At 70.2% G+C, this 21,048-nt stretch carries 19 protein-coding genes; 9 read left to right on the top strand and 10 right to left on the bottom strand.

From position 1 onward, the window contains the following. Positions 1-50: 50 nt before the first annotated feature. The 3 genes from AC3WXD_RS15195 to AC3WXD_RS15205 all read right to left on the bottom strand — a co-directional run bounded on the left by AC3WXD_RS15195 (position 51) and on the right by AC3WXD_RS15205 (position 3,775). Positions 51-1,403 carry a replication-associated recombination protein A gene (locus AC3WXD_RS15195; RefSeq protein WP_020200911.1) on the bottom strand — a complete coding sequence of 451 codons (1,353 nt, stop codon included), beginning with the start codon at positions 1,401-1,403 and terminating at the stop codon, positions 51-53. Positions 1,404-1,548: 145 nt separating this feature from the next. Further along, the gene (locus tag AC3WXD_RS15200) at positions 1,549-2,595 is read right to left on the bottom strand and encodes a TRAP transporter substrate-binding protein (protein ID WP_052165774.1); all 1,047 of its coding nucleotides are present in this window, start codon (positions 2,593-2,595) and stop codon (positions 1,549-1,551) included. Positions 2,596-2,656: 61 nt separating this feature from the next. After that, complete coding sequence (locus AC3WXD_RS15205) at positions 2,657-3,775, bottom strand: ABC transporter ATP-binding protein (protein ID WP_492324086.1); 1,119 nt, start codon at positions 3,773-3,775, stop codon at positions 2,657-2,659. Between the two features lie 267 nt (positions 3,776-4,042). On the opposite strand from AC3WXD_RS15205, the gene AC3WXD_RS15210 reads away from it, so the two are divergent. Further along, positions 4,043-5,695: an ABC transporter permease gene (locus AC3WXD_RS15210; RefSeq protein ID WP_492324087.1), complete on the top strand. Its 1,653-nt coding sequence runs from the start codon at positions 4,043-4,045 to the stop codon at positions 5,693-5,695. Between the two features lie 202 nt (positions 5,696-5,897). Continuing rightward, positions 5,898-6,569, top strand: a complete 672-nt coding sequence (locus AC3WXD_RS15215; RefSeq protein WP_231586370.1) for a hypothetical protein — start codon at positions 5,898-5,900, stop codon at positions 6,567-6,569. A 48-nt stretch (positions 6,570-6,617) separates the two neighbouring features. On the opposite strand, the gene AC3WXD_RS15220 is transcribed toward AC3WXD_RS15215, so the two are convergent. The 4 genes from AC3WXD_RS15220 to AC3WXD_RS15235 form a co-directional block, all read right to left on the bottom strand. Next, on the bottom strand, positions 6,618-7,664 hold the full coding sequence (locus tag AC3WXD_RS15220) for a Fe(3+) ABC transporter substrate-binding protein (protein ID WP_059410748.1): 1,047 nt from the start codon (positions 7,662-7,664) through the stop codon (positions 6,618-6,620). 187 nt (positions 7,665-7,851) lie between these two features. After that, positions 7,852-8,271 (bottom strand): hypothetical protein, encoded by a 420-nt coding sequence (locus tag AC3WXD_RS15225; RefSeq protein ID WP_492324088.1) that lies wholly within the window; start codon positions 8,269-8,271, stop codon positions 7,852-7,854. A gap of 8 nt (positions 8,272-8,279) precedes the next feature. Further along, on the bottom strand, positions 8,280-8,915 hold the full coding sequence (gene lolA, locus AC3WXD_RS15230; protein WP_020200904.1) for an outer membrane lipoprotein chaperone LolA: 636 nt from the start codon (positions 8,913-8,915) through the stop codon (positions 8,280-8,282). 197 nt (positions 8,916-9,112) lie between these two features. Beyond that, entirely contained in the window at positions 9,113-11,440 is a 2,328-nt protein-coding gene (locus tag AC3WXD_RS15235; RefSeq protein WP_020200903.1) for a DNA translocase FtsK, read from the bottom strand. A 168-nt stretch (positions 11,441-11,608) separates the two neighbouring features. Here AC3WXD_RS15235 and trxB point away from each other — a divergent pair, with 168 nt between their 5' ends. The 3 genes from trxB to AC3WXD_RS15250 all read left to right on the top strand — a co-directional run bounded on the left by trxB (position 11,609) and on the right by AC3WXD_RS15250 (position 14,133). Next, positions 11,609-12,556, top strand: a complete 948-nt coding sequence (gene trxB, locus AC3WXD_RS15240) for a thioredoxin-disulfide reductase (protein WP_020200902.1) — start codon at positions 11,609-11,611, stop codon at positions 12,554-12,556. Positions 12,557-12,794: 238 nt separating this feature from the next. After that, complete coding sequence (locus tag AC3WXD_RS15245; RefSeq protein ID WP_020200901.1) at positions 12,795-13,478, top strand: Smr/MutS family protein; 684 nt, start codon at positions 12,795-12,797, stop codon at positions 13,476-13,478. A gap of 13 nt (positions 13,479-13,491) precedes the next feature. Continuing rightward, the gene (locus AC3WXD_RS15250) at positions 13,492-14,133 is read left to right on the top strand and encodes a trimeric intracellular cation channel family protein (RefSeq protein ID WP_059410746.1); all 642 of its coding nucleotides are present in this window, start codon (positions 13,492-13,494) and stop codon (positions 14,131-14,133) included. A 418-nt stretch (positions 14,134-14,551) separates the two neighbouring features. On the opposite strand, the gene glnK is transcribed toward AC3WXD_RS15250, so the two are convergent. Next, on the bottom strand, positions 14,552-14,890 hold the full coding sequence (gene glnK / locus AC3WXD_RS15255) for a P-II family nitrogen regulator (protein WP_006162803.1): 339 nt from the start codon (positions 14,888-14,890) through the stop codon (positions 14,552-14,554). Between the two features lie 211 nt (positions 14,891-15,101). Here glnK and AC3WXD_RS15260 point away from each other — a divergent pair, with 211 nt between their 5' ends. Next, a complete protein-coding gene (locus AC3WXD_RS15260) occupies positions 15,102-16,376 on the top strand; it encodes a GNAT family N-acetyltransferase (protein WP_492324089.1) in 1,275 nt (424 codons plus the stop codon). Between the two features lie 50 nt (positions 16,377-16,426). Here the strand turns inward: AC3WXD_RS15260 and AC3WXD_RS15265 are convergent, their stop codons facing one another. After that, positions 16,427-17,005, bottom strand: a complete 579-nt coding sequence (locus AC3WXD_RS15265; RefSeq protein ID WP_492324090.1) for a cytochrome b — start codon at positions 17,003-17,005, stop codon at positions 16,427-16,429. A 191-nt stretch (positions 17,006-17,196) separates the two neighbouring features. Continuing rightward, positions 17,197-17,724, bottom strand: coding sequence for an inorganic diphosphatase (gene ppa, locus AC3WXD_RS15270; protein WP_017228479.1), 528 nt, complete (start codon positions 17,722-17,724; stop codon positions 17,197-17,199). Between the two features lie 236 nt (positions 17,725-17,960). On the opposite strand from ppa, the gene AC3WXD_RS15275 reads away from it, so the two are divergent. The 3 genes from AC3WXD_RS15275 (at position 17,961) to AC3WXD_RS15285 (ending at position 21,032) form a co-directional block, all read left to right on the top strand. Further along, a complete protein-coding gene (locus AC3WXD_RS15275; RefSeq protein ID WP_492324091.1) occupies positions 17,961-19,397 on the top strand; it encodes an aldehyde dehydrogenase family protein in 1,437 nt (478 codons plus the stop codon). After that, complete coding sequence (locus AC3WXD_RS15280; protein WP_020204546.1) at positions 19,390-19,632, top strand: hypothetical protein; 243 nt, start codon at positions 19,390-19,392, stop codon at positions 19,630-19,632. The genes AC3WXD_RS15275 and AC3WXD_RS15280 overlap by 8 nt, the downstream gene beginning before the upstream one ends. A 95-nt stretch (positions 19,633-19,727) precedes the next feature. Beyond that, positions 19,728-21,032, top strand: coding sequence for an MFS transporter (locus tag AC3WXD_RS15285; protein ID WP_020204545.1), 1,305 nt, complete (start codon positions 19,728-19,730; stop codon positions 21,030-21,032). The last annotated feature ends 16 nt before the right edge of the window (positions 21,033-21,048 follow it).

A 21,048-nucleotide genomic window follows, 5' to 3' on the forward strand; every position in this document is an offset into this window, starting at 1 on the left:
GGCGGCCGCTGTTCCGCGGGACGGGCGGCCCCGGCGCCGGGGTGTGCCGGCTAGGGCTCGCCGCCCTCGTCCTTGCCCTTGCCTTTGCCCTGCTGGCGCAGCCACTGCGCGTCGAGTTCGCGCAGGTGGCGCAGCTTGTCGCCGATCTTGCCTTCGAGCCCGCGCGGCGTGGGCTGGTACCAGCCCTGGCGCTTGAGGTCGTCGGGGAAATAGTGCTCGCCGGCCGCGTAGGCTTCCGGCTCGTCGTGCGCGTAGCGGTAGGCGTGGCCGTAGCCGAGTTCCTTCATCAGCTTGGTGGGCGCGTTGCGCAGGTGCACCGGCACGCCGCGCGACTTGTCCTTGGCGACGAACGCGCGCGCCGCGTTGTAGGCGTTGTAGCCGGCGTTGGACTTGGGCGCCACGGCCAGGTAGACCAGCGCCTGCGCCAGCGCCAGCTCGCCTTCGGGCGAGCCCAGGCGCTCGTAGGTCTCGGCCGCGTCGAGCGTGATGCGGGCCGCGCGCGGGTCGGCCAGGCCGACGTCTTCCCAGGCCATGCGCACGATGCGGCGCGCCAGGTAGCGCGGGTCGGCGCCGCCGTCGAGCATGCGGCAGAACCAGTAGAGCGTGGCGTCGGGGTCGGAGCCGCGCACCGACTTGTGCAGCGCGCTGATCTGGTCGTAGAAGGCGTCGCCGCCCTTGTCGAAGCGGCGCAGGTTCTCGGACAGCGCGCTGCCCAGCAGCGCCGTGTCCACGCTGGCGGCGCCGGCGTTGCGCGCGGCGCGCGCCACGATCTCGATGTTGTTGAGCAGCTTGCGGCCGTCGCCGTCGGCGGACGCGACCACCAGCGCCAGCGCCTCGTCCTCCCACTGCAGGCCGCCGAGCTCCTCGCTGGCGCGCCGCGCGAGCTGCGTGAGCTCGGCGTCGTCCAGGCTCTTGAGCACGTACACGGCCGCGCGCGACAACAGCGCGCCGTTGACCTCGAACGAGGGGTTCTCGGTGGTGGCGCCGATGAAGGTGAACAGACCGCTTTCGACGTGCGGCAGGAAGGCGTCCTGCTGGCTCTTGTTGAAGCGGTGCACTTCGTCGACGAACACCAGCGTGCGGCGGCCGTGGGCGCGGTACTGCTCGGCGCGCTCGACCGCCTCGCGGATGTCCTTGACGCCGGACAGCACCGCCGAGAGCGCGATGAACTCGGCGTCGAAGGCGGTGGCCATGAGGCGCGCCAGCGTGGTCTTGCCCACGCCGGGCGGGCCCCACAGGATCATCGAATGCGGCTCGCCGGAGGCGAAGGCCACGCGCAGCGGCTTGCCCGGGCCGAGCAGGTGCTGCTGGCCGATGACTTCGTCGATGTTGCGCGGGCGCAGGCGCTCGGCCAGCGGTTGTTGGGAACGGTCGGGAGCTTCGGAGAACAGCGAATCCGCCACGGTAATCAGGCCTCTTGGTCAGGGCGGGCGCACGGGCAGGCCGCTGCGCCCTGGAACCTGACAGTGTAGACCATCGCGGCGGGCGGCCCGGCGTTCGCGCCGCGCGGCGGGCCTGCCCGCGCCTTCGCGCCACCCTCCCCGTTCTCTACTTCGCGGCCTGCTCGTTGCGCGTGAACGCATCCAGCACGCCGGCGCGCTCGCCGCCGACGCGCGCGCGCCAGGCGCTCACCGCGCCGGCGCCGGCCTCGCGCAAGGCCTGCTGCACGGCGGGCGCGGGGCTCGCCTGGATGGCCACGCCGTTGGCGCGCATGCGCGCGGTGTTCTCTTCCAGCCGGGTGTCCAGGCGCGCCCACTGCTTCTGCTCGGTGGCCTGCGCGGCGGCGTCCACGGCCGCGCGCGTGGCCGGCGGCAGCGCGGCGTAGGCCGCGGCGTTGACGGTGGTGAACGACAGCGGCATGGCGTAGCCGATCGCCGTGAAATTGGGCAGGTAATCCCACAGCTTGCGGCCCGCGCCGCCGTCGCCCGAGGACAGCACGGCGTTGACCGAACCGTCCTTGAGGCGCGGCATGGCATCGGCGAACGACAGGTTGGTGGCCTGCGCGCCGGCGGCCTTCATGACCTCGGTGGAGGTCTCGTCGTAGGTGCGCACCGACAGCGCGCGCAGCCCGGCCAGCGTGGCGACCGGGTCGCGCGACCACAGCCCGGTGGGCGGCCACGGCGTGAGATAGAGCAGGTGCTGGCCCTGCGCCGCGAACGCGCGCGCGTAGTCGGCGCGCGCCAGTTCGGCCAGGCGCCGCGCGCCGTCCACCGAGGTGGCGACGAACGGCAGCGACGACAGCAGGAACAGCGGGTCCACCGCGCCCAGCGCGCCGCCGAAGGCATCGCCGCCCTCCAGCTTGCCTTCCCGGACCGCGGCCGGCATCTGCGCGGAGCGGATGCCGGCGCTGGCGTCGTAGCTCGGCCTGACCGCCAGCGCGCCCGCGGTGCGCGCTCCGACCTCCTCGGCGAACGTGGCCAGCCCTTCGCCGGGCATGGCGCTGGCCGGGTATTCCGTGGCCATGCGCCAGGTCGTGGCCGTGGCCGGCTGCGCCCAGCCCTGGCCGGCGCCGCTGGCAATCAGCGCGAGCAGCGCGCCGGCGCGCAGCAGCCGGCGGCGCAACGGGTGGAACGCGGACTTCGGGGAAGCGGGCATGATGAAAGGTCCTGGGGGTCGTGGGTGGGGAAATGAAAACTTCGGGGCAGGCAACCGGCAATCAGGCCGCGAGGTGGCCGCGGGCCTGGCCGCGCGGGAACGCCACCACGTCGTCGACCTCCACGCGGATGCCGATCCGCTCGCCGAGCGCGTGGTCGTGGTGCGAGGGCACCAGCGCCAGCACCTGCCCGCCGCCGGCCAGGCGCAGGGTGTAGAGGATCTCGGCGCCCCGGAACGCCTTGTGCAGGACCTCCGCGCGCAGCGGGCTGGCGTCGTCGTGGACGATGTCGTCGGGCCGGATCAGCACGTCGACCTCCGCCGTGGCGGGCGGCACGCGCAGCGGCTCGCGGCTGCGCAGCGTGCCGAGCTCCAGCGTGACGGCATGCGGGCCGTCGAGGCGCCCCGGCATCAGCACGCCCTGCCCGATGAAATCCGCGACGACGCGCGTGGCGGGGCGGTGATAGAGATTGTGCGCGTTGTCCCACTGCTCGATGGCGCCGGCATGCATCACGCCGATCTCGTCGGCCACGGCAAACGCTTCGTACTGATCGTGCGTGACCAGGATGGCGGTGGTGCCCTGGGCCTTGAGGATGTCGCGCACGTCCAGGCTCAGGCGTTCGCGCAGGTCGATGTCCAGGTTGGAGAACGGCTCGTCGAGCAGCAGCAGGCCGGGACGCGGCGCCAGCGCGCGCGCCAGCGCCACGCGCTGCTGCTGGCCGCCCGACAATTCATGCGGGAACTTGCCGCCGGCGCCGGCCAGGCCGACCAGCGCGAGCATCTCCGCCACGCGCGCGGCGCGTTCGCCGCGGCGCGCGTGGCGCAGCCCGAAACCCACGTTGTCGGCCACGCTCAGGTGCGGGAACAGCGCGTAGTCCTGGAACACCATGCCCACCCGCCGCCGCTCGGGCGGCACCGCGAAGCCCGGCGACGATACGACCTCCCCCTGCAGCAGGATGCGGCCTTCGCGCAGCGGCTCGAAGCCGGCGATGGCGCGCAGCACGGTGGTCTTGCCGCAGCCGCTGGGGCCGAGCAGGCAGGCGATGCTGCCGCGCGCCAGGGTGAACGACATGCCATTGACGACGGCGTGGCTGCCGAAGCCGTGACGGATGCGGTCGACCTCGATCACGGTGTCGGCATCGGCGCGCGCGGGCGCGGAGGTGGAATGAGGGTGGCCTCGCATGCCAGGCATTATATGGGGCGGGCGCGCGCATGCGGCGGGGATCGGGGCGGAAACCGGGGGAGGAAATCGGGGGAGGAAATCGGGGGCGAGGATCCGGGCAAGCATCGGCGCAGGAATCGGCGTCGATGGCGGGACGGGCGGCGCGCGTCCCGGCCGGCCCGCCGCCATTGCTAGAATGCGGAGCCTGCCCAACGGTGCCGCCAGCCGGCACCGGCCCGCCGGGCCTCGCCCGCCGACCGACCGCAACCGACGCCATCCCGCCGCCGAATGAGCCTGCCCCGCCTTCGCCATGCCAGCCGCCCGCAGCCGCTCGCCCTTGTCGCGGGCCTGGCCGCGCTGCTGATCGCGCTGCCGGTCGCGCAGGTGGCCGGCAGCCTGCTCGCGCCCGGCGGCGACACCTGGCGGCACCTCGCCGACACGGTGCTGGCCGAATACGTGGGCAACACCCTGTGGCTGCTGGCCGGAGTCTGCGCCGGCGTGCTGCTGCTGGGCGTGCCCACCGCCTGGCTGGTCAGCACCTACCGCTTTGCCGGGCGGGGCTGGCTGGAGTGGGCGCTGGTGCTGCCGCTGGCCATGCCGGCCTACGTCATCGCCTACGCGTACACCGACGCGCTGCAGTTCGCCGGCCCGGTGCAGGGCTGGCTGCGGGCGCTGACCGGCTGGCGCGCGCGCGAATACTGGTTCCCGGACATCCGCTCGCTGGGTGGCGCCATCGTGCTGTTCACGCTGGTGCTCTATCCCTATGTCTACCTGACCGCGCGCGCGGCCTTCCTGCAGCAGACCCTGAACACGCTGGAGGCGGCGCGCCTGCTCGGCTACGGCACCTGGGGCAGCGTGTGGCGCGTCATGCTGCCGCTGGCGCGCCCCGGCATCGTCGCCGGCACGGCGCTGGCGCTGATGGAGACGCTGGCCGACTTCGGCACCGTGGCCTATTTCGGCATCCCGACGTTTTCCACCGGCATCTACCGCGCGTGGTTCTCGCTCGGCGACAAGAACGCCGCGGCCCAGCTGTCCGCCTGCATGCTGGCATTCGTGCTCGGCATCCTGCTGGCCGAGCGCGTCAGCCGCGGGCGCGCGCGCGTGCACGGCGGCCAGCGCCGCGCGCCGGCCTATCGCCTGCATGGCTGGCGGGCCGCGCTGGCGCTGCTGGCATGCCTGCTGCCCGTGCTGCTGGGCTTCGCCGTTCCCGCGCTGATGCTGTGCAGGATGGCGCTGGCCGAGGGCGACGCGCAGTTCGGCCCGCGCTTCGTCGGGCTGGTGCGCAACAGTTTCCTGCTGGCCAGCGTCACCGCGCTGGCGGCGGTGCTGGCCGCGCTGCTGATCGGCTATGCGGGACGCGGCATCGGGGCCGGCCGGGGCTGGCTGCTGCGCGCGCTGACGCGGGTCTGCGGCATGGGCTACGCGCTGCCCGGCTCGGTGATCGCGGTGGGCGTGCTGGTGCCGGTGGCGCGGCTCGACAACGCCTTGTCGTCCTGGCTGCAGCAGCACCTGGGATGGTCGGCCGGGCTCTTGCTGACCGGCGGCATCGCCGCGCTGGTCTACGCCTACCTGGTGCGCTTTCTCGGCGTGGCCCTGCAGACCGTCAACGCCGGCCTCGCGAAGATCACGCCCGGCATGGACGCGGCGGCGCGCAGCCTCGGCCACGGCCCGGGCGCCACGCTGCGGCGCGTGCACCTGCCGATGCTGCGCGGCAGCCTGCTCACCGCGGCGCTGATCGTCTTCGTCGACGTCATGAAGGAGCTGCCGGCGACGTTCGTGATGCGCCCGTTCAATTTCGACACGCTCGCCGTGCAGGCCTACAACCTGGCCGCCGACGAGCGCCTGGCCGAGGCCGCCACGGCATCGCTGGTGATCGTGGCGGTGGGCCTGCTGCCGGTGATCCTGCTGTCGCGCTCGATCCGCCGCGACGCGCGGCAATAGGCCCAGGCGGCCGCCGCGCTTCTTTTCCTAAAGTTCTCCGACGGGCTGCCGATATATCGCTGGTCCGAAGCTGCGCCCCGGCGCGTGCGCGTTGCCGCGCGCGCCAACCGGTCCGCCCCCGCCGCTGGCCGGCTTCGCGCTGCATTGCGGCGATATCGCCGCACTTGCCCCGTACTTGTTCGCAGCGTCTTCAGGGAGTGTTATGCAGCTTCGTTACCGCATGCTCGTGTTCAAGCTGGGCCGCCTGCCCCGCCAGGAGCGGATCAGCCCGGTCGATGAGATCGCCCTGGCGGGCCAGTTGGCGGAACAACTCGACAAGCCCGGCATGGTCGAGCGCCTCGTGGCGGACCTGTTCGACCACGAGAACGCCCATGTCAGGCGCATCGCGCTCAACGCGGTGAGGCGCGCGCACGGCTACCGGCAGGCCGACATCACGCTCGCGCTGCTGCGCAAGCTCGGCGACCCCGATCCGTGGCTGCGCCATGACGCCGCCTGGATCCTGCACGAGTCCGGGCTGGACAGCCCGCACATCCGCGCGGCGCTGCGCCAGCTGGCCGGCCCGGTCATGCTGCCCTACGACCTGGAGCGCTCCCGCGCCAACCCGGGCGACGCGCTGCTGCATGCCCAGGTGCGCGCGCGGCAGGCGCTGGACGTGCTGCTGGCGCGCCAGACCGCGGGCACGGTGATCGCCAAGCTGCCTTACGCGGACGGCACCGTGGGCCACACGCGCGTGCGGCGGCGCGAGCAGCTGAAGCTGGCCTTCGAGCGGCACAAGGAGCGCGGCGCGAAGCTGCGCTTCCGGCGCGTGGAAAACGGGGAGGAAAACAAGGAGGCGGCCGCCGTGCCGCGGCCGAAGCCGAAGGCCGTGCCGTGAACATGGCGGCGCGCGCCGCCATGCCCGTCCGGCGGCGCCGCGCCGGGCTTATTTGTAGCCGGCCTTGTCCGCCAGCTTCTGCGCCTGCGGCTGGTGCTTGCCCAGTTCCGCGACATTGATCTTGTCCGCCTTGAAGCTGCCCAGCGCCTCGAGCGCCGGGTTGCTGACCTTCACGCCGGGCACCACCGGCCATTCATTGTTGCCGTCGGCAAAATAGCGCTGCGCCTCGTCGCTCGCCAGGTATTCGAGGAAGGCGCGCGCGGACTCCTTGTTGGGCGCGTGCTTGAGCATGCCGCCGCCGGAGATGTTCATGTGCACGCCCTGGCTGGCCTGGTTGGGCCACAGCACGCCGAGCTTGTCGGCCACGGCCTTGTCCTCGGGCCTGGCCGATTTCAGGATGCGGGCGATGTAGTAGGTGTTGGCGACCGCGAGATCGCACTCGCCGGCGGCCACCGCCTTGAGCTGGTCGGTGTCGCCGCCCTTGGGCGCGCGCGCCAGGTTGGCCACCACGCCGCGCGCCCACTGCTCCGTCCTGGCCTCGCCGTCGTGGGCGATCAGGCTGGACATCAGCGACAGGTTGTAGACGTGGCCGCTGGAGCGGATGCACAGCTTGCCTTTCCATCTGGGATCGGCCAGGTCTTCATAGTCCCGGATGTCGCCGGGCTTGACCGCGTCCTTGTTGTAGGCGATCACGCGGGCCCGCGCCGAGAAGCCGAACCAGTCGCCGCCGGGGTCGCGGTAGTTGGCGGGAATGCGCGCCTCCAGCACGCCCGACCTGAGCGGCGCGAACACGCCCGCCTGCTGGGCGCGCCACAGGCGGCCGATGTCGACGGTGATGAACACGTCGGCGGGGCTGTTGGCGCCCTCGCTCTTGATGCGCTCGAGCAGCGGGTCTTCCTGGCCCTCGATGCGGTTGATCTTGATGCCAGTCTGCCGGGTGAAGTTGGCGTAGAGCGCCTCGTCGGTCTGGTAATGGCGCGCCGTGTAGAGGTTCAGCACCTTTTCCTGGGCGCCCGCGGCGAGCGGCAGCGCGGCGAGCATGGTGAGCACCGCGAGCGCGGCGGCGCGCGGCAGCAAGTGACGGAATGCGATCATGACTCTCCCCTCGATGATTGTTCTGCTCCGCCCTGGAGATGCCGTGCCGGCACCTTCGGCAAGACGGGCAAGAAACAATAATCATTCCTATTTTCGAGGTCAAGTGACAACGCTGTCATGTTGGCCCGCGGCAATGCCAGAGCGCCCGGCCCGCGGCCTTTCGTGCCCTTCTTCCATGCGCGCCGCGTCAGGCGCCGGCGCGCTCCGCCAGGACCTTCATCGCGTCGGCCGGCAGCGGCCCGTGGCAGGTACGCTCGCCGCCGGGCTTGCTCACCACCAGCCACACCTTGTCCGGCGTGCCGGCCGGATGCAGCAGCCAGGCCGGGCCGCGCCCGCTGCCGGTAGGCGGCAGGCCTTCCAGCACGCCGCTGCTGACCGACTGCAGCAGCACCGCGCAGTCGCTGGCGGGCGCCTGCGTGGCGGAGAGGAAGTCCGGGTTGGCCAGCACTTCGGGCAGGGCCGTGTCGGAGGCGCGCAGGAAGGCGTCCACGTCGAAATGCCGGCTGGCGCCGCCGCTGCCGGCGCAGGCCGCGAGCAGCGTGGCCGCCGCGAGAGCGGCGAGGACAGCGCGGGTACCGGCGCGGCGCGGCGGGAAAAGTGCGGTCATGGGCGGCCTCATTGCTTCATCACGTCGGCGCCCTTCGGCACCGTGAACCGGAAGGTGTCGGCGGGCAGCGCCGGGTTCTTCTGCATGGCGCTGAAGGTCAGCAGCGTGGTGTTGCCGAACGCGTCGCGCAGCTCCATCGCTTCCAGGTTGCCGCTCTTGAAGCCGATGCCGATGCGCTCGAACTGCGTGTCCTTGGCCTTGGGCGTCAGCTCGATCCATTCCACGCCGTCGCGCGCCGGGCCGTTCTTCACCACGAAGTTCTTCTCGAGGTCGTTGCTGCCGAACAGGATCGCCGCCGGGCTGGAGCCGAGCGCGCCGTCGAGCTTGCGCTCGGTGACCTGGTTGAGGTCCTTGTCGTAGATGTAGAGGGTCTGGCCGTCGGCCTGCAGCAGCTGGTCGTAGGGCTTGACGTAGCGCCAGGTGAACTTGCCCGGGCGCGCGAAGGCAAAGGTGCCGCTGGAGGTGCCGGTGACCTTGAGGCTGTCGCCCTGCCCCTTGACCTGGCGCTGGGTGAACTCGCCGCGCGCGCTCTTGACGCTGGCGACGAAGGTCTGGAGCTGGTCCACGCCGGCCGCCATGACCGCCGGCGCCGCCAGCGACATGGCCAGGGCGGCGCATGCCGACACGAGAAAGCGGTTTCGCATGTAGTTTTCCTTGCTGGATGGAGAGGCCGCCGCGCCGTGCCGCGATGCACGCGCGCGGCGCCGCATGTCCGGTTAGAGCGGCGCGCGCCCGGCGGATTCCGCAACCGGGTGCATCGCGCGTAACCGCATGTTACTCGTGCACGTCAGCCGCGCATATCAGCCGCGCAACGGCGCCGGGATCATCTTGCCGGCGCCTCTCATTCGTCCTCGCGCGCGGCGCCCGGCTGGGCCAGGATGTCGCGGTTGCCGTTGCCCGACATGGCCGAGACCAGCCCGGACTTTTCCATGTCCTCGAGCAGGCGCGCGGCGCGGTTGTAGCCGATGCGCAGGTGGCGCTGCACCAGCGAGATCGAGGCGCGGCGGTTCTTGAGCACCACCTCGACGGCCTGGTCGTAGAGCGGGTCGGCTTCGCCGCCGCCACCGCCGATGCCGGCGCCGCCGCCCAGGCCGTCGGTGCCGGTCTCGCCCTCGGCCAGCCCGCCCTCGAGGATGCCCTCGATGTAGTTGGCCTCGCCGCCTTCCTTGAGCTTCTGCACCACGCGGTGGACTTCCTCGTCGGAGACGAAAGCGCCGTGCACGCGGATCGGCAGCCCGGTGCCGGGCGCGAGGTACAGCATGTCGCCCATGCCGAGCAGCGCCTCGGCGCCCTGCTGGTCGAGGATGGTGCGCGAGTCGATCTTGCTGCTGACCTGGAAGGCGATGCGGGTCGGCACGTTGGCCTTGATGAGGCCGGTGATGACGTCGACCGACGGGCGCTGCGTGGCCAGCACCAGGTGGATGCCGGCGGCGCGCGCCTTCTGCGCGATGCGCGCGATCAGCTCTTCCACCTTCTTGCCCACCACCATCATCAGGTCGGCCAGCTCGTCGATGACGATGACGATGACCGGCAGCTTGTCGAGCGGCTCGGGCGCGTCCGGGGTCAGGCTGAACGGGTTGGGGATCTTTTCCTCGCGCGCGGCGGCTTCGTCGATCTTCTTGTTGTAGCCGGCCAGGTTGCGCACGCCGAGCTTGCTCATCAGCTTGTAGCGCCGCTCCATCTCGCCGACCGACCAGTTCAGCGCATTGCCGGCCTGGCGCATGTCGGTGACGACCGGGCACAGCAGGTGCGGGATGCCTTCGTAGACGCTCATTTCGAGCATCTTGGGGTCGATCAGGATCAGCCGCACCGACTCGGCGCCGGCCTTGTACAGCAGCGACAGGATCATGGCGTTGATGCCGACCGACTTGCCCGAGCCGGTGGTGCCGGCCACCATGCAGTGCGGCATCTTGGCCAGGTCGGCCACCATCGGCTTGCCGGCGATGTCCTTGCCGAGCGCCATCGTCAGCATCGACGCGCTTTCGTTGTAGACCTGCGAGCCGAGGATCTCGGACAGGCGCACGGTCTGGCGCTTGGGATTGGGCAGCTCCAGCCCCATGTAGTTCTTGCCGGGAATGGTCTCGACCACGCGGATCGACACCAGCGACAGCGAGCGCGCCAGGTCGCGCGCCAGGTTGACCACCTGGCTGCCCTTGACGCCGGTGGCCGGCTCGATCTCGTAGCGGGTGATGACCGGGCCCGGATAGGCCGCCACCACCTTGACCTCGACGCCGAAGTCCTTGAGCTTCTTCTCGATCAGGCGCGAGGTGAATTCCAGCGTTTCCGCGCTCACGGTTTCCTGGTGCGCCGGGATCGGGTCGAGCAGCGCCAGCGGCGGCAGGTCGGAGTCCTGGATGTCGGCGAACAGCGGCTGCTGCTTCTCGCGCTCCACGCGCTCGTGCTTGGGCACGGCCTGCGGGCGCACGATCTGCACCGGCGTCGCTTCCTCGATCTTGACCCGCTGCACCTCCACGGTCTCGGTGCGCTCGACCTTGGCGGCCTCGCCGATGATGCGGTCCTGCTTGCTTTCGCGGCGCGCCTTGAAGCCGAGGAACAGGTTCTCGACGAAACCGCCGACGTGCTCGGCCACCGACAGCCACGAGAAATGGAAGAACAGCGACAGCCCGATGGCCAGCAGCAGCAGCAGCAGCAGCGTGGCGCCGGTGAAGCCCAGCGCCATCTGCATCCAGCCGCCCAGCAGGTCGCCCAGCACGCCGCCGGGCGCGCGCGGCAGCGCCGAGCGCAGCGGGTACATGCGGATCGCCTCCAGCCCCATGCTGGCGGTCAGCGACAGCGCGAAGCCGATCCAGCTCACCACCAGCCCCTGGCGCGCCTCGGCGGTGCGCTCGGGCAGCTCGGCGCTAAGCGCGCGCCAGCCGCGCCAGCAGCGCCGCACCAGCAGCACCGCCCACCAATAGGCGGAAAAGCCGAAGATGAAGAACAGCACGTCGGCCAGCCAGGCGCCGACGCGGCCGCCCAGGTTGTGGATGTCGGCCACCTGGTTGGCGTGCGACCAGCCCGGGTCGGCCTTGCTGTAGCTGGCCAGGATGCAGACGAAGGCCAGCGTGACGGCCAGCATCAGGAACCAGCGCACCTCGCCGAGCAGCTTGCCGATGCGCGAAGGCAGCGCGGAGGGATCGGTACGGGTGGTGGTGGTAGCTCGGGCCATGCCTGGTCTGGGTTGCCGTCTGGGATTGCGGTGCCGGCCATTTTAACCTTGCCCGGGGCTATCGCTCCCATTGGAATTTGCAACAGTGAGCAAACGCCGGTCCACTTATAATGCTGGTTTCGATTCACGCCGGTGCGCAGCATGCCGCACCGGCCACAGGAACGCATCATGGCCAAACACGCAAAAGTGCTGATTCTCGGTTCCGGCCCCGCCGGCTACACCGCCGCCGTCTACGCGGCGCGCGCCAACCTGCAGCCCGTGCTGATCACCGGCCTGGCCCAGGGCGGCCAGCTGATGACCACCACCGACGTGGAAAACTGGCCCGCCGATGCCAACGGCGTGCAAGGCCCCGAACTGATGCAGCGTTTCCTGGAGCATGCCGAGCGCTTCAACACCGAAATCATCTTCGATCACATCCACACCGCGAAGCTGACCGAGCGCCCGATCCGCCTGGTCGGCGACGCCGGCGAGTACACCTGCGACGCGCTCATCATCGCCACCGGCGCCTCGGCCCAGTACCTGGGCCTGCCCTCGGAAGAAGGCTTCATGGGCCGCGGCGTGTCGGCCTGCGCCACCTGCGACGGCTTCTTCTACAAGAACCAGGAAGTCGCGGTGATCGGCGGCGGCAACACCGCCGTGGAAGAAGCGCTGTACCTGTCGCACATCGCCAGCAAGGTCACGGTGCTCCACCGCCGCGACAAGTTCCGCGCCGAGCCGATCCTGGTCGACCGCCTGCTCCAGCGCGAGAAGGAAGGCCGCGTCGAGATCCGCTGGAACGCGGTGCTCGACGAAGTGGTCGGCGACGACTCCGGCGTGACCGGCATCAAGGTGCGCAACACCCAGACCAACGCGGTCGAGGAAGTGAAGCTGGCCGGCGTGTTCGTGGCCATCGGCCACAAGCCCAACACCGAGCTGTTCGAAGGCCAGCTCGAGATGCACAACGGCTACATCGTCACCAAGAGCGGCCTGGCCGGCGATGCCACCGCCACCAGCATCCCGGGCGTGTTCGCCGCCGGCGACGTGCAGGACCACATCTACCGCCAGGCCATCACCAGCGCCGGCACCGGCTGCATGGCCGCGCTCGACGCGCAGCGCTACGTGGAAGCGCTGCAGTAAGCGGCGCCAGCCGCGCCGGCAAAAAGGGGCGGGTTGCCTCCGAGCATCCCGCCGCCGGTGGTTTGCTCCCCCGCCCCTCTCCCGCACGCGGGAGCGGGGAGAACACAAGCGGCAGGCAAGCCTTGCCGACCACCTGGGGCGCCGGCGCGCATCCGCTGCACATCCGGCGCCCTTCTTGCGCCCACCGCCCTCCCCTATAATCTCCCGAGACCAGACCGAGCCTTCCCGGAGAGACCCCATGCCGCACGGCGCCAAGAAACCCGCCAGCCAGCCCAAGCCGACCAGGCGCTTCGGCCTGGATGACCTGTCCGGCCTGCGCAGCACGCTGAAAGCGCAGACCGAACAGCGCGAAGCCGAGCGCCGCGAGGCCGAGGCGGCGGCGCAACGCGCGCGCGAGGAAGCCGACGTGTTCCGCAGCAGCGTCGGCAACGTCAACACCCTGCGCGACCGCAACCGCGTGGCGCCCGCGCCGAAGCATCCCGCGCCGGTGCCGGTGCAGACCCGGCTCGACGACCAGGCCGTGCTGGCCGCCTCGCTGTCCGACGAATTCGACGTCGAGAACCTGCTCGATACCGACGAGACGCTGTCGTTCCGCCGCCCCGGCATCGGCATCGACGTGGTCAAGAAGCTGCGCCGCGGCGAATGGGTGCCGCAGGACAAGATCGACCTGCACGGCCTGCGCAGCGACGAAGCGCGCGAGGCGCTGGCCGAGTTCGTGCGGCGCTCGGTCAAGCGCGGCGTGCGCTGCGTGCGCGTGATCCACGGCAAGGGCAACGGCTCGCCCGACAAGACGCCCGTGCTCAAGGGCAAGGTGCGCAGCTGGCTGGTGCAAAAGGAAGAAGTGCTGGCCTTCGTGCAGGCGCGCGGCGCCGAAGGCGGCGCCGGCGCGCTGATGGTGCTGCTGCGCCAGCCGCACGCCTGAGCACGCGGGCGCGATGCACCTGCCGCTCGATCTCCTGATGGGGCGGCTGCCCCTGATCCTGCATGTGATGGAAGTCACGGGCGTGCTGGCCTTCGCCATCTCCGGCGTGGTCGACGCGCGCAAGCAGCGCTTCGATGCCGTGGGCACCTTCGTGGTGGCCTTCGCCACGGCCTTCGGCGGCGGCACCGTGCGCGACGTGCTGCTCGACCGCCGGCCCTTCTACTGGGTCGACCACGAAGGCTACGTGATCCTGATCTTCCTGCTGTCGCTGGGCGCCTCGCTGGTGCTGCGGGTGGTCAGCCGGGTGGCGTCGGAACGCGCCATGATCGCCGCCGACGCGGTCGGCCTGGGACTGTTCTCCGTCACCGGCACCTCGCTGGCGCTGGTGGCGCAGATGACGCCGACCGTGGCGGTCATGATGGGCATCATCTCGTCGGTGTTCGGCGGCGTGGTGCGCGACGTGCTGTGCAACGAAGTGCCGATGATCCTGCGCGACCGCTCGCCCTACGCCACCTGCGCGTTCGTGGGCTGCTGGGTCTATATCGGCCTGACCTGGCTGCGCGCCGACCAGGAAGTGGCCCTGCTGGCAGGCGCGATCACCATCACCGCCGCGCGCCTGCTGTCGGTCCGCTTCGGCTGGAAGCTGCCGAGCTAGGCGTCAGCATCGAGCCGTACCGGCCGTACTTGAACCGCCGACACCAGCGCACCGGTCCACCACGCCCACCACGAAACCACGAGGGCGCCATGTCGTGACGGTCAAAACAGGCAACGGCAGATGCCCGAACAGGCAGTGCGCCCGCCATCATAGGTCTGACCGCGAAACCCATACCGCCAGCCAGATCGTGGCTGCTCGCACCGGTAACGGCAGGATGCCAGCAGAACCACGAACCCCACGACGAAACCAGCAACCCAAGCAATCCCAACGTTTCTGCCCCTGCCGGCCAGGCAGCCCGCTTTCTTTGCCTACTTTCTTTTCGGGGAAAAGAAAGTAGGTCGCTCCGGGGGAGCGAAAGCCTTTGACTTTGAAGCCGAAGCGCAAAAACCAAAAGCCGCCCAACCCAACTCACTCCCTCTCAAACCGCCGCCTCATCCTGCTCCCCGGTCCGAATCCGAATCACCCTCTCGATCTCGGTCACGAAAATCTTCCCGTCGCCGATCTTGCCGGTGTGAGCGGCCTTGACGATGGCGTCCAGCACGGTGTCGAGCTGGTTCTCGGCCACCACCACCTCGATCTTGATCTTGGGCAGGAAATCGACCACGTACTCGGCGCCGCGGTAGAGCTCGGTATGCCCCTTCTGGCGGCCAAAGCCCTTCACCTCTGTCACCGTCAGCCCGGTGACGCCCACATCTGCCAGCGCCTCGCGCACTTCGTCCAGCTTGAACGGTTTGATGATGGCGGTAATCTGCTTCATGTCGGCCCCTTGTCTTCTCATTGGTTGGTGAAAGATTCTAGCCCTGCGGCATGGCGGCGGGATGTGGGTTGCCGCACCGCGGCAAACCCGGTTTCCGCCGGACCCTCGCCGGCGCCTCGCCAGGCAGCGGCCAGCCCGGTCTGCCGCGCTGCAGCACCGCGGCGTTTCCGGTAGACTCGGCCGGCAGCCAACGGTGAGTGAATCAAGCGCAATGCAGTCGGAATCTTGCAAGCCCGGTCCGGACCGTCCCGCCGAAAACGCGCCAGGGGCGGCTTCGGCACAAGACGGACAGAAACCCGGGCGGACGGGGGATTATCGCACGCAGATCGTTTCGGATCTGTCGGAGATCCCGGCGGACCGCTGGGATGCCCTGGTGGACGCCCAGCCCGGCGCCACGCCGTTCCTGCGCCATGCCTTCCTGCACGCCCTGCACGCCAGCGGCAGCGCCTGCGACGACACCGGCTGGAGCCCGCGCTACCTGACCCTGTGGGCGCGCGAGGACGGCGACGACCGCCTCGCCGCGGCCATGCCGCTGTACGCCAAGTCACATTCCTACGGGGAATACGTGTTCGACTGGGCCTGGGCCGACGCCTACGCCCAGCACCACCTGCCCTACTACCCCAAGCTGCTGTGCGCGATCCCGTTCACCCCGGTGCAGGGCGCGCGCCTGCTGGCGCGCGGCGAGGACGAGCGCCGGCTGTTGCTGCGGGCGGCGCTGGCGGTGGCCGGGCAGAGCGGGTTGTCCTCGCTGCACATATTGTTCCCGGACGCGCACGAAGCCGCGCTGATGGACGACGCCGGCCTGCTGATGCGGCATGGCGTGCAGTTCCACTGGACCAACCCCGGCTACGAGAGCTTCGAGGCCTTCCTGGCCACGCTGTCGCAGAAAAAGCGCAAGAACATCCGCGCCGAGCGGCGCCGGGTGGCGGAGGCGGGCGTCGGCTTTCGCCAGTTGCGCGGGCCGCAGATCGACGAGGAAGCGTGGCGCTTCTTCCACCGCTGCTACCGCCAGACCTACCGCGAACATCACTCCACGCCCTACCTGAACCTGGACTTCTTTCTGCGCATCGGCGCGGCGATGCCCGAAAACCTGCTGCTGGTGGTGGCCGAGCGCGAAGGCAGGCCGATCGCCGCCTCGCTGGTGGTGTACGACGCCGACCCGGCCCGCAGCACGCTGTTCGGGCGCTACTGGGGCGCGCTGGAACACCATCCCTGCCTGCATTTCGAGACCGCCTACTACCAGCCGCTGGCATTCTGCATCGCCGAGGGCATCCGCACCTTCGAGGGCGGCGCCCAGGGCGAGCACAAGATGGCGCGCGGCTTCCTGCCGGTGGCGACGCGCTCGGCCCACTGGCTGGCGCATCCGGACTTCGCCGACGCGGTGGAGCGCTTCCTGGAGCGCGAGCGCCAGGGCATCGACGCCTACCTCGACGAGCTCAACGACCGCACGCCGTTCGCGCGCACCGCCGGCAACGGCGGCGCCTGACCGGCCGGGACCAGCCGCAGAACCAACCGGACCCGGCCGACTGCCGAAGCCTAGCCGGCCATGCGGCTGCGCCGGCGCCGCCACATGCTGCGCAGGGTATCGTCGCCGAGCATGTAGTGATGGAACAGCGCCGCCAGCGCGTGCAGCCCGATCACCGTATAGAACGCCGTGCCCAGGGTTTCGTGGATGGACTTGAGCGTGTCCTTGAGGGCCGGGTCCGGGGCGACCAGCGCCGGCACTTCCAGGCCCGGCACCGGCAGCGCCAGCAGGTGGCCGGCCGCGTTGACGGTGAGCAGGCCCAGCAGCGGCTGCGCCAGGATGAACAGGTACAGCGCCACGTGCACGGCGGCGCCGGCCAGCCGCATCCAGCGCGGGCCGGGCTCGGGCGCCGGCGCGCCGCCCAGCAGCCGCCACAGCAGGCGCGGGACGGCCAGCGCCAGCACCAGCATGCCGGCCCATTCGTGCGCCGTCATGGCGGCCATGCGGGCCGCGCTGCCGCGCGCGGTGAACCCCTTGAGCTCGATCGCCGCGTAGGCCACCGCGACCAGCAGGAACACCGCCCAGTGGAAAAACACGGCCGCGCCCGAATAGCGCCGGTCGAACGAATACGCGGGGGAGATCGCGCTCATGGGGATGAGGCTCCTTGTGCTATGTGCCTGGAGCTTAACCCCGCGCGGCGGCGCCGGCATTGGTCTCGGTCAATCCGGCGGCAACAAAAAACCCGCCGTGGCGGGTCGGGGTCCGGGGGGGGGGGGGGGGGGGGGGGGGGGGGGGGGGGGGGGGGGGGGGGCCCCCCCCGCCGGCGACAGGCGGGTTCGGCTTACTTCTTGTAGTTCGCCACGCCGTCGGTGATTTCCTTGTGGGCTTCCTCGATGCCGGCCCAGCCTTCGACCTTGACCCACTTGCCGGCTTCGAGCGCCTTGTAGTTCTCGAAGAAGTGCTTGATCTGGTCCAGCAGGTTCTGCGGCACGTCCGACAGGCCCTTCATGAAGGCGGTGGCCGGCGACAGCTTGTCCAGGGGCACGGCCACCAGCTTGGCATCCACGCCGGATTCGTCGGTCATCTTCAGCATGCCCAGCGCGCGGCAGCGCACCACCGCGCCGGCCAGGATCGGGAACGGCGACAGCACCAGCACGTCGACGGGGTCGCCGTCGCCCGACAGGGTCTGGGGAATGAAGCCGTAGTTGGCCGGATAGCGCATGCCGGTGCCGATGAAGCGGTCGACGAAGAGCAGGCCGGTTTCCTTGTCGGCTTCGTACTTCACCGGATCGCTCTGGGCCGAGATCTCGATGATGACGTTGAAATCGTTGGGGATGTCCTTGCCCGGGGAGACGAGGTTGAAGCTCATGCGAGTTCTCCAGATGCCTGTGTTTGTGGATGGCGGGCATTATAGCGGTTCGAAGCTGACCCGGCCCTGACGATTGCCGGCCGGGGACCGCCCTGGGGACCGCATGGCGGCCGGCCCGGGCCGCGTGCCTTGCGGGCCGCGCGCGCTGGGTGATAATGCTGAATTGTCCGAACCACGCATCGACAGGCGCACCGCCAGCCGCACGGCGGCGGTCGCATCCAGCCGGAGCCCCATCAATGCATGCCCAGCATTTCGTTGCCAACCGCCTGATCGCGCCGGATTCCGGCATGCGCATCAAGGTCTTCGACCCCTCCAGCGGCGAGCCCTTCGCCGAGATCGCGCGCGGCAACGCCGTCGACATCAACGTGGCCGTCCACGCCGCCCGCCAGGCCGCCGAAGGCGCCTGGGGCGCGATGGCGCCGGCCGAGCGCGCGCGCCTGCTCAACCGCGTGGCGCTGGTGCTGATCGAGCACGAGGCCGAGCTCGCCGCGCTGGAAGCGCGCGACACCGGCAAGCCGCTGCGCCAGGCCGCCGCCGACGCGCGCGCGGTGGCGCGCTACTTCGAGTTCTACGCCGGCGCGGCCGACAAGCTGCACGGCCAGACCATCCCCTACCAGCCCGGCTACACCGTGCTGACGGTGCGCGAGCCGCACGGCGTGACCGGCCACATCATCCCGTGGAACTACCCGCTGCAGATCTTCGGGCGCAGCGTGGGCGCGGCGCTGGCCGCCGGCAACGCCTGCGTGGTCAAGCCGGCCGAGGACGCCTGCCTGTCGCTGCTGCGCGTGGCCGAGCTGGCCGCCGGAGCCGGCCTGCCCGAAGGCGCGCTCAACATCGTCACCGGCTACGGCCACGAGGCCGGCGCCGCGCTGGCGCGCCACCCCGGCATCAACCACATCTCGTTTACCGGCTCGCCCCAGACCGGCAGGCAGGTCGCGCAGATGGCGGCCGAGAACCATGTGCCGGTGACGCTGGAGCTGGGCGGCAAGTCGCCCCAGGTCGTGTTCGCCGACGCCGACCTCGACGCGCTGGTGCCGGTCATCGTCAACGGCATCGTGCAGAACGCCGGCCAGACCTGCTCGGCCGGCAGCCGCGTGCTGGTCGAGCGCGCGCTCTACGACACCGTGCTGGACCGCCTGGCCACGGTGTTCGAGTCGCTGCGCGTGGGCCCGTCCGGGCTCGACCTGGAATGCGGCCCGCTGATCAGCCGCAAGCAGCAGCAGCGCGTGTGGGACTTCGTCTCCGACGCGCAGCACGCCGGCATCGCCGCGATGGCGCAGGGCCAGATCGTGGCCGAGGCGCCCGAGGCCGGCTACTACCAGGTGCCGATGCTATTCCGCGACGTGCCGCCCTCGCACCGGCTGGCGCAGGAAGAGGTGTTCGGCCCGCTGCTGGCCGCCACGCCGTTCGACACCGAGGCCGAGGCCGTCGCGCTGGCCAACGGCACGCCCTACGGGCTGGTGGCCGGCATCTGGACGCGCGACGGCGCGCGCCAGCTGCGCCTCGCGCACAAGCTGCGCGCGGGCCAGGTCTTCATCAACAACTACGGCGCCGGCGGCGGCGTCGAGCTGCCGTTCGGCGGCACCGGCCAGTCGGGCCACGGCCGCGAGAAGGGCTTCGAGGCCCTGTACGGATTCACCACACTGAAAACCATCGCCATACAACATGGGTAATATCAATTTCCTGTCGGTCGCCTTCGCCATCTTCTTTTTCTGGATGGCATGGCACGTCAGAAACAAGCGCGCCACCAATCCTTCCGGCATGCCGCGCCTGCAGGTCTTCAAGCGCAAGTGGGGCGAGGCCGTGGGCGACCGCGTGCACTGGTGCCTCTACGTGGCGCTGCCCTTCCTGCTGGCGCTGATGATGACGGCCAACGCGCTGCGCGGGCGCGGCCCGTTCGCCCACTAGGAGAACACACGGAACAGTTTCCCGGCGCCGCGCCGAGCGGCGCCACATCCAGCGGTATCGTGCAACCAGAGAGAGCAAATCCCAGAGGAGACAGCATGACTACGACCGCAGTACACCCCGGTGCCTCCGGCACCGCCTTCGAGGACGCCACCTACCGCAAGGTGAGCTGGCGCCTCGTGCCCTTCCTGCTGCTGTGCTACGTGGTGGCCTACCTGGACCGCGTCAACGTCGGCTTCGCCAAGCTGCAGATGCTCAGCGACCTCAAGTTCAGCGAGACCATCTACGGGCTGGGCGCGGGCATCTTCTTCATCGGCTACTTCCTGTTCGAGGTGCCGAGCAACGTGATCCTGCACAAGGTGGGCGCGCGCATCTGGATCGCGCGCATCATGATCACCTGGGGCCTGATCTCGGCGGCGATGATGTTCGTCACCACGCCGACCATGTTCTACGTGCTGCGCTTCCTGCTCGGCATCGCCGAGGCCGGCTTCTTCCCCGGCATCATCCTCTACCTGACCTACTGGTACCCGGCGCACCGGCGCGGGCGCACCACCACCTTCTTCATGACCGCCATCGCGCTCTCGGGCGTGATCGGCGGCCCGCTCTCGGGCTGGGTGATGCAGTCCTTCGACGGCCACAACGGCTGGTCCGGCTGGCAGTGGATGTTCCTGATCGAAGGCGTGCCGTCGGTGGTGGTGGGGCTGATCGTGCTGGCCTACCTGGACGACCGCATCGCCCACGCCAAATGGCTCGGCGAGGACGAGAAGGCGCTGCTCCAGCGCAACATCGCCAGCGAGGACATGCACAAGGAAGACGCGCCGGTGAGGCAGGTGCTGACCAGCCCGCGCGTGTGGCTGATGAGCGCGATCTACTTCTCGTTCGTGATGGGCCTGTACGGCGTCAGCTTCTGGCTGCCGACCATCATCAAGCAGACCGGCGTCAAGAGCACGCTCGACATCGGCCTGCTCACCGCCATCCCCTACGGCTGCGCGGTCATCGGCATGATCCTGGTGGCCTACAGCGCCGACCGCAACCGCGAGCGCCGCTGGCACATCGCCATCCCCGCGCTGGTGGGCGCGGCGGGGCTGCTGCTGTCGGTGCACTGGCACGGCAACACCGCGCTGGCGCTGTTCGGGCTCACGCTCGGCACCATCGGCATCCTGACCACGCTGCCGCTGTTCTGGAGCCTGCCCACGGCGTTCCTCGCCGGCACCGGCGCGGCCGCCGGCATCGCGCTGATCAATTCGCTGGGCAACCTGGCCGGCTTCATCAGCCCCTACGCGGTGGGCTGGCTCAAGGACCTGACGCAGAGCACGGATTCGGGCATGTACCTGCTGGCCGCGTGCCTGGTGGCCGGCGCGGCGCTGACCTTGTCGGTGCCGGCGAAGATGGTGAACAAGTAGGCAAGTGGAAAAACCG

It is taken from the genome of Cupriavidus sp. FW216-B1 (assembly GCF_058789195.1).

Coding starts and splice junctions, on each gene's coding strand:
- AC3WXD_RS15200 (WP_052165774.1), bottom strand. CDS start 2,595: ATGCCCGCTTCCCCGAAGTCCGCGTTCCACCCGTTGCGCCGCCGGCTG.
- AC3WXD_RS15205 (WP_492324086.1), bottom strand. CDS start 3,775: ATGCGAGGCCACCCTCATTCCACCTCCGCGCCCGCGCGCGCCGATGCC.
- AC3WXD_RS15210 (WP_492324087.1), top strand. CDS start 4,043: ATGAGCCTGCCCCGCCTTCGCCATGCCAGCCGCCCGCAGCCGCTCGCC.
- AC3WXD_RS15215 (WP_231586370.1), top strand. CDS start 5,898: ATGCAGCTTCGTTACCGCATGCTCGTGTTCAAGCTGGGCCGCCTGCCC.
- AC3WXD_RS15220 (WP_059410748.1), bottom strand. CDS start 7,664: ATGATCGCATTCCGTCACTTGCTGCCGCGCGCCGCCGCGCTCGCGGTG.
- AC3WXD_RS15225 (WP_492324088.1), bottom strand. CDS start 8,271: ATGACCGCACTTTTCCCGCCGCGCCGCGCCGGTACCCGCGCTGTCCTC.
- lolA (WP_020200904.1), bottom strand. CDS start 8,915: ATGCGAAACCGCTTTCTCGTGTCGGCATGCGCCGCCCTGGCCATGTCG.
- AC3WXD_RS15235 (WP_020200903.1), bottom strand. CDS start 11,440: ATGGCCCGAGCTACCACCACCACCCGTACCGATCCCTCCGCGCTGCCT.
- trxB (WP_020200902.1), top strand. CDS start 11,609: ATGGCCAAACACGCAAAAGTGCTGATTCTCGGTTCCGGCCCCGCCGGC.
- AC3WXD_RS15245 (WP_020200901.1), top strand. CDS start 12,795: ATGCCGCACGGCGCCAAGAAACCCGCCAGCCAGCCCAAGCCGACCAGG.
- AC3WXD_RS15250 (WP_059410746.1), top strand. CDS start 13,492: ATGCACCTGCCGCTCGATCTCCTGATGGGGCGGCTGCCCCTGATCCTG.
- glnK (WP_006162803.1), bottom strand. CDS start 14,890: ATGAAGCAGATTACCGCCATCATCAAACCGTTCAAGCTGGACGAAGTG.
- AC3WXD_RS15260 (WP_492324089.1), top strand. CDS start 15,102: ATGCAGTCGGAATCTTGCAAGCCCGGTCCGGACCGTCCCGCCGAAAAC.
- AC3WXD_RS15265 (WP_492324090.1), bottom strand. CDS start 17,005: ATGAGCGCGATCTCCCCCGCGTATTCGTTCGACCGGCGCTATTCGGGC.
- ppa (WP_017228479.1), bottom strand. CDS start 17,724: ATGAGCTTCAACCTCGTCTCCCCGGGCAAGGACATCCCCAACGATTTC.
- AC3WXD_RS15275 (WP_492324091.1), top strand. CDS start 17,961: ATGCATGCCCAGCATTTCGTTGCCAACCGCCTGATCGCGCCGGATTCC.
- AC3WXD_RS15280 (WP_020204546.1), top strand. CDS start 19,390: ATGGGTAATATCAATTTCCTGTCGGTCGCCTTCGCCATCTTCTTTTTC.
- AC3WXD_RS15285 (WP_020204545.1), top strand. CDS start 19,728: ATGACTACGACCGCAGTACACCCCGGTGCCTCCGGCACCGCCTTCGAG.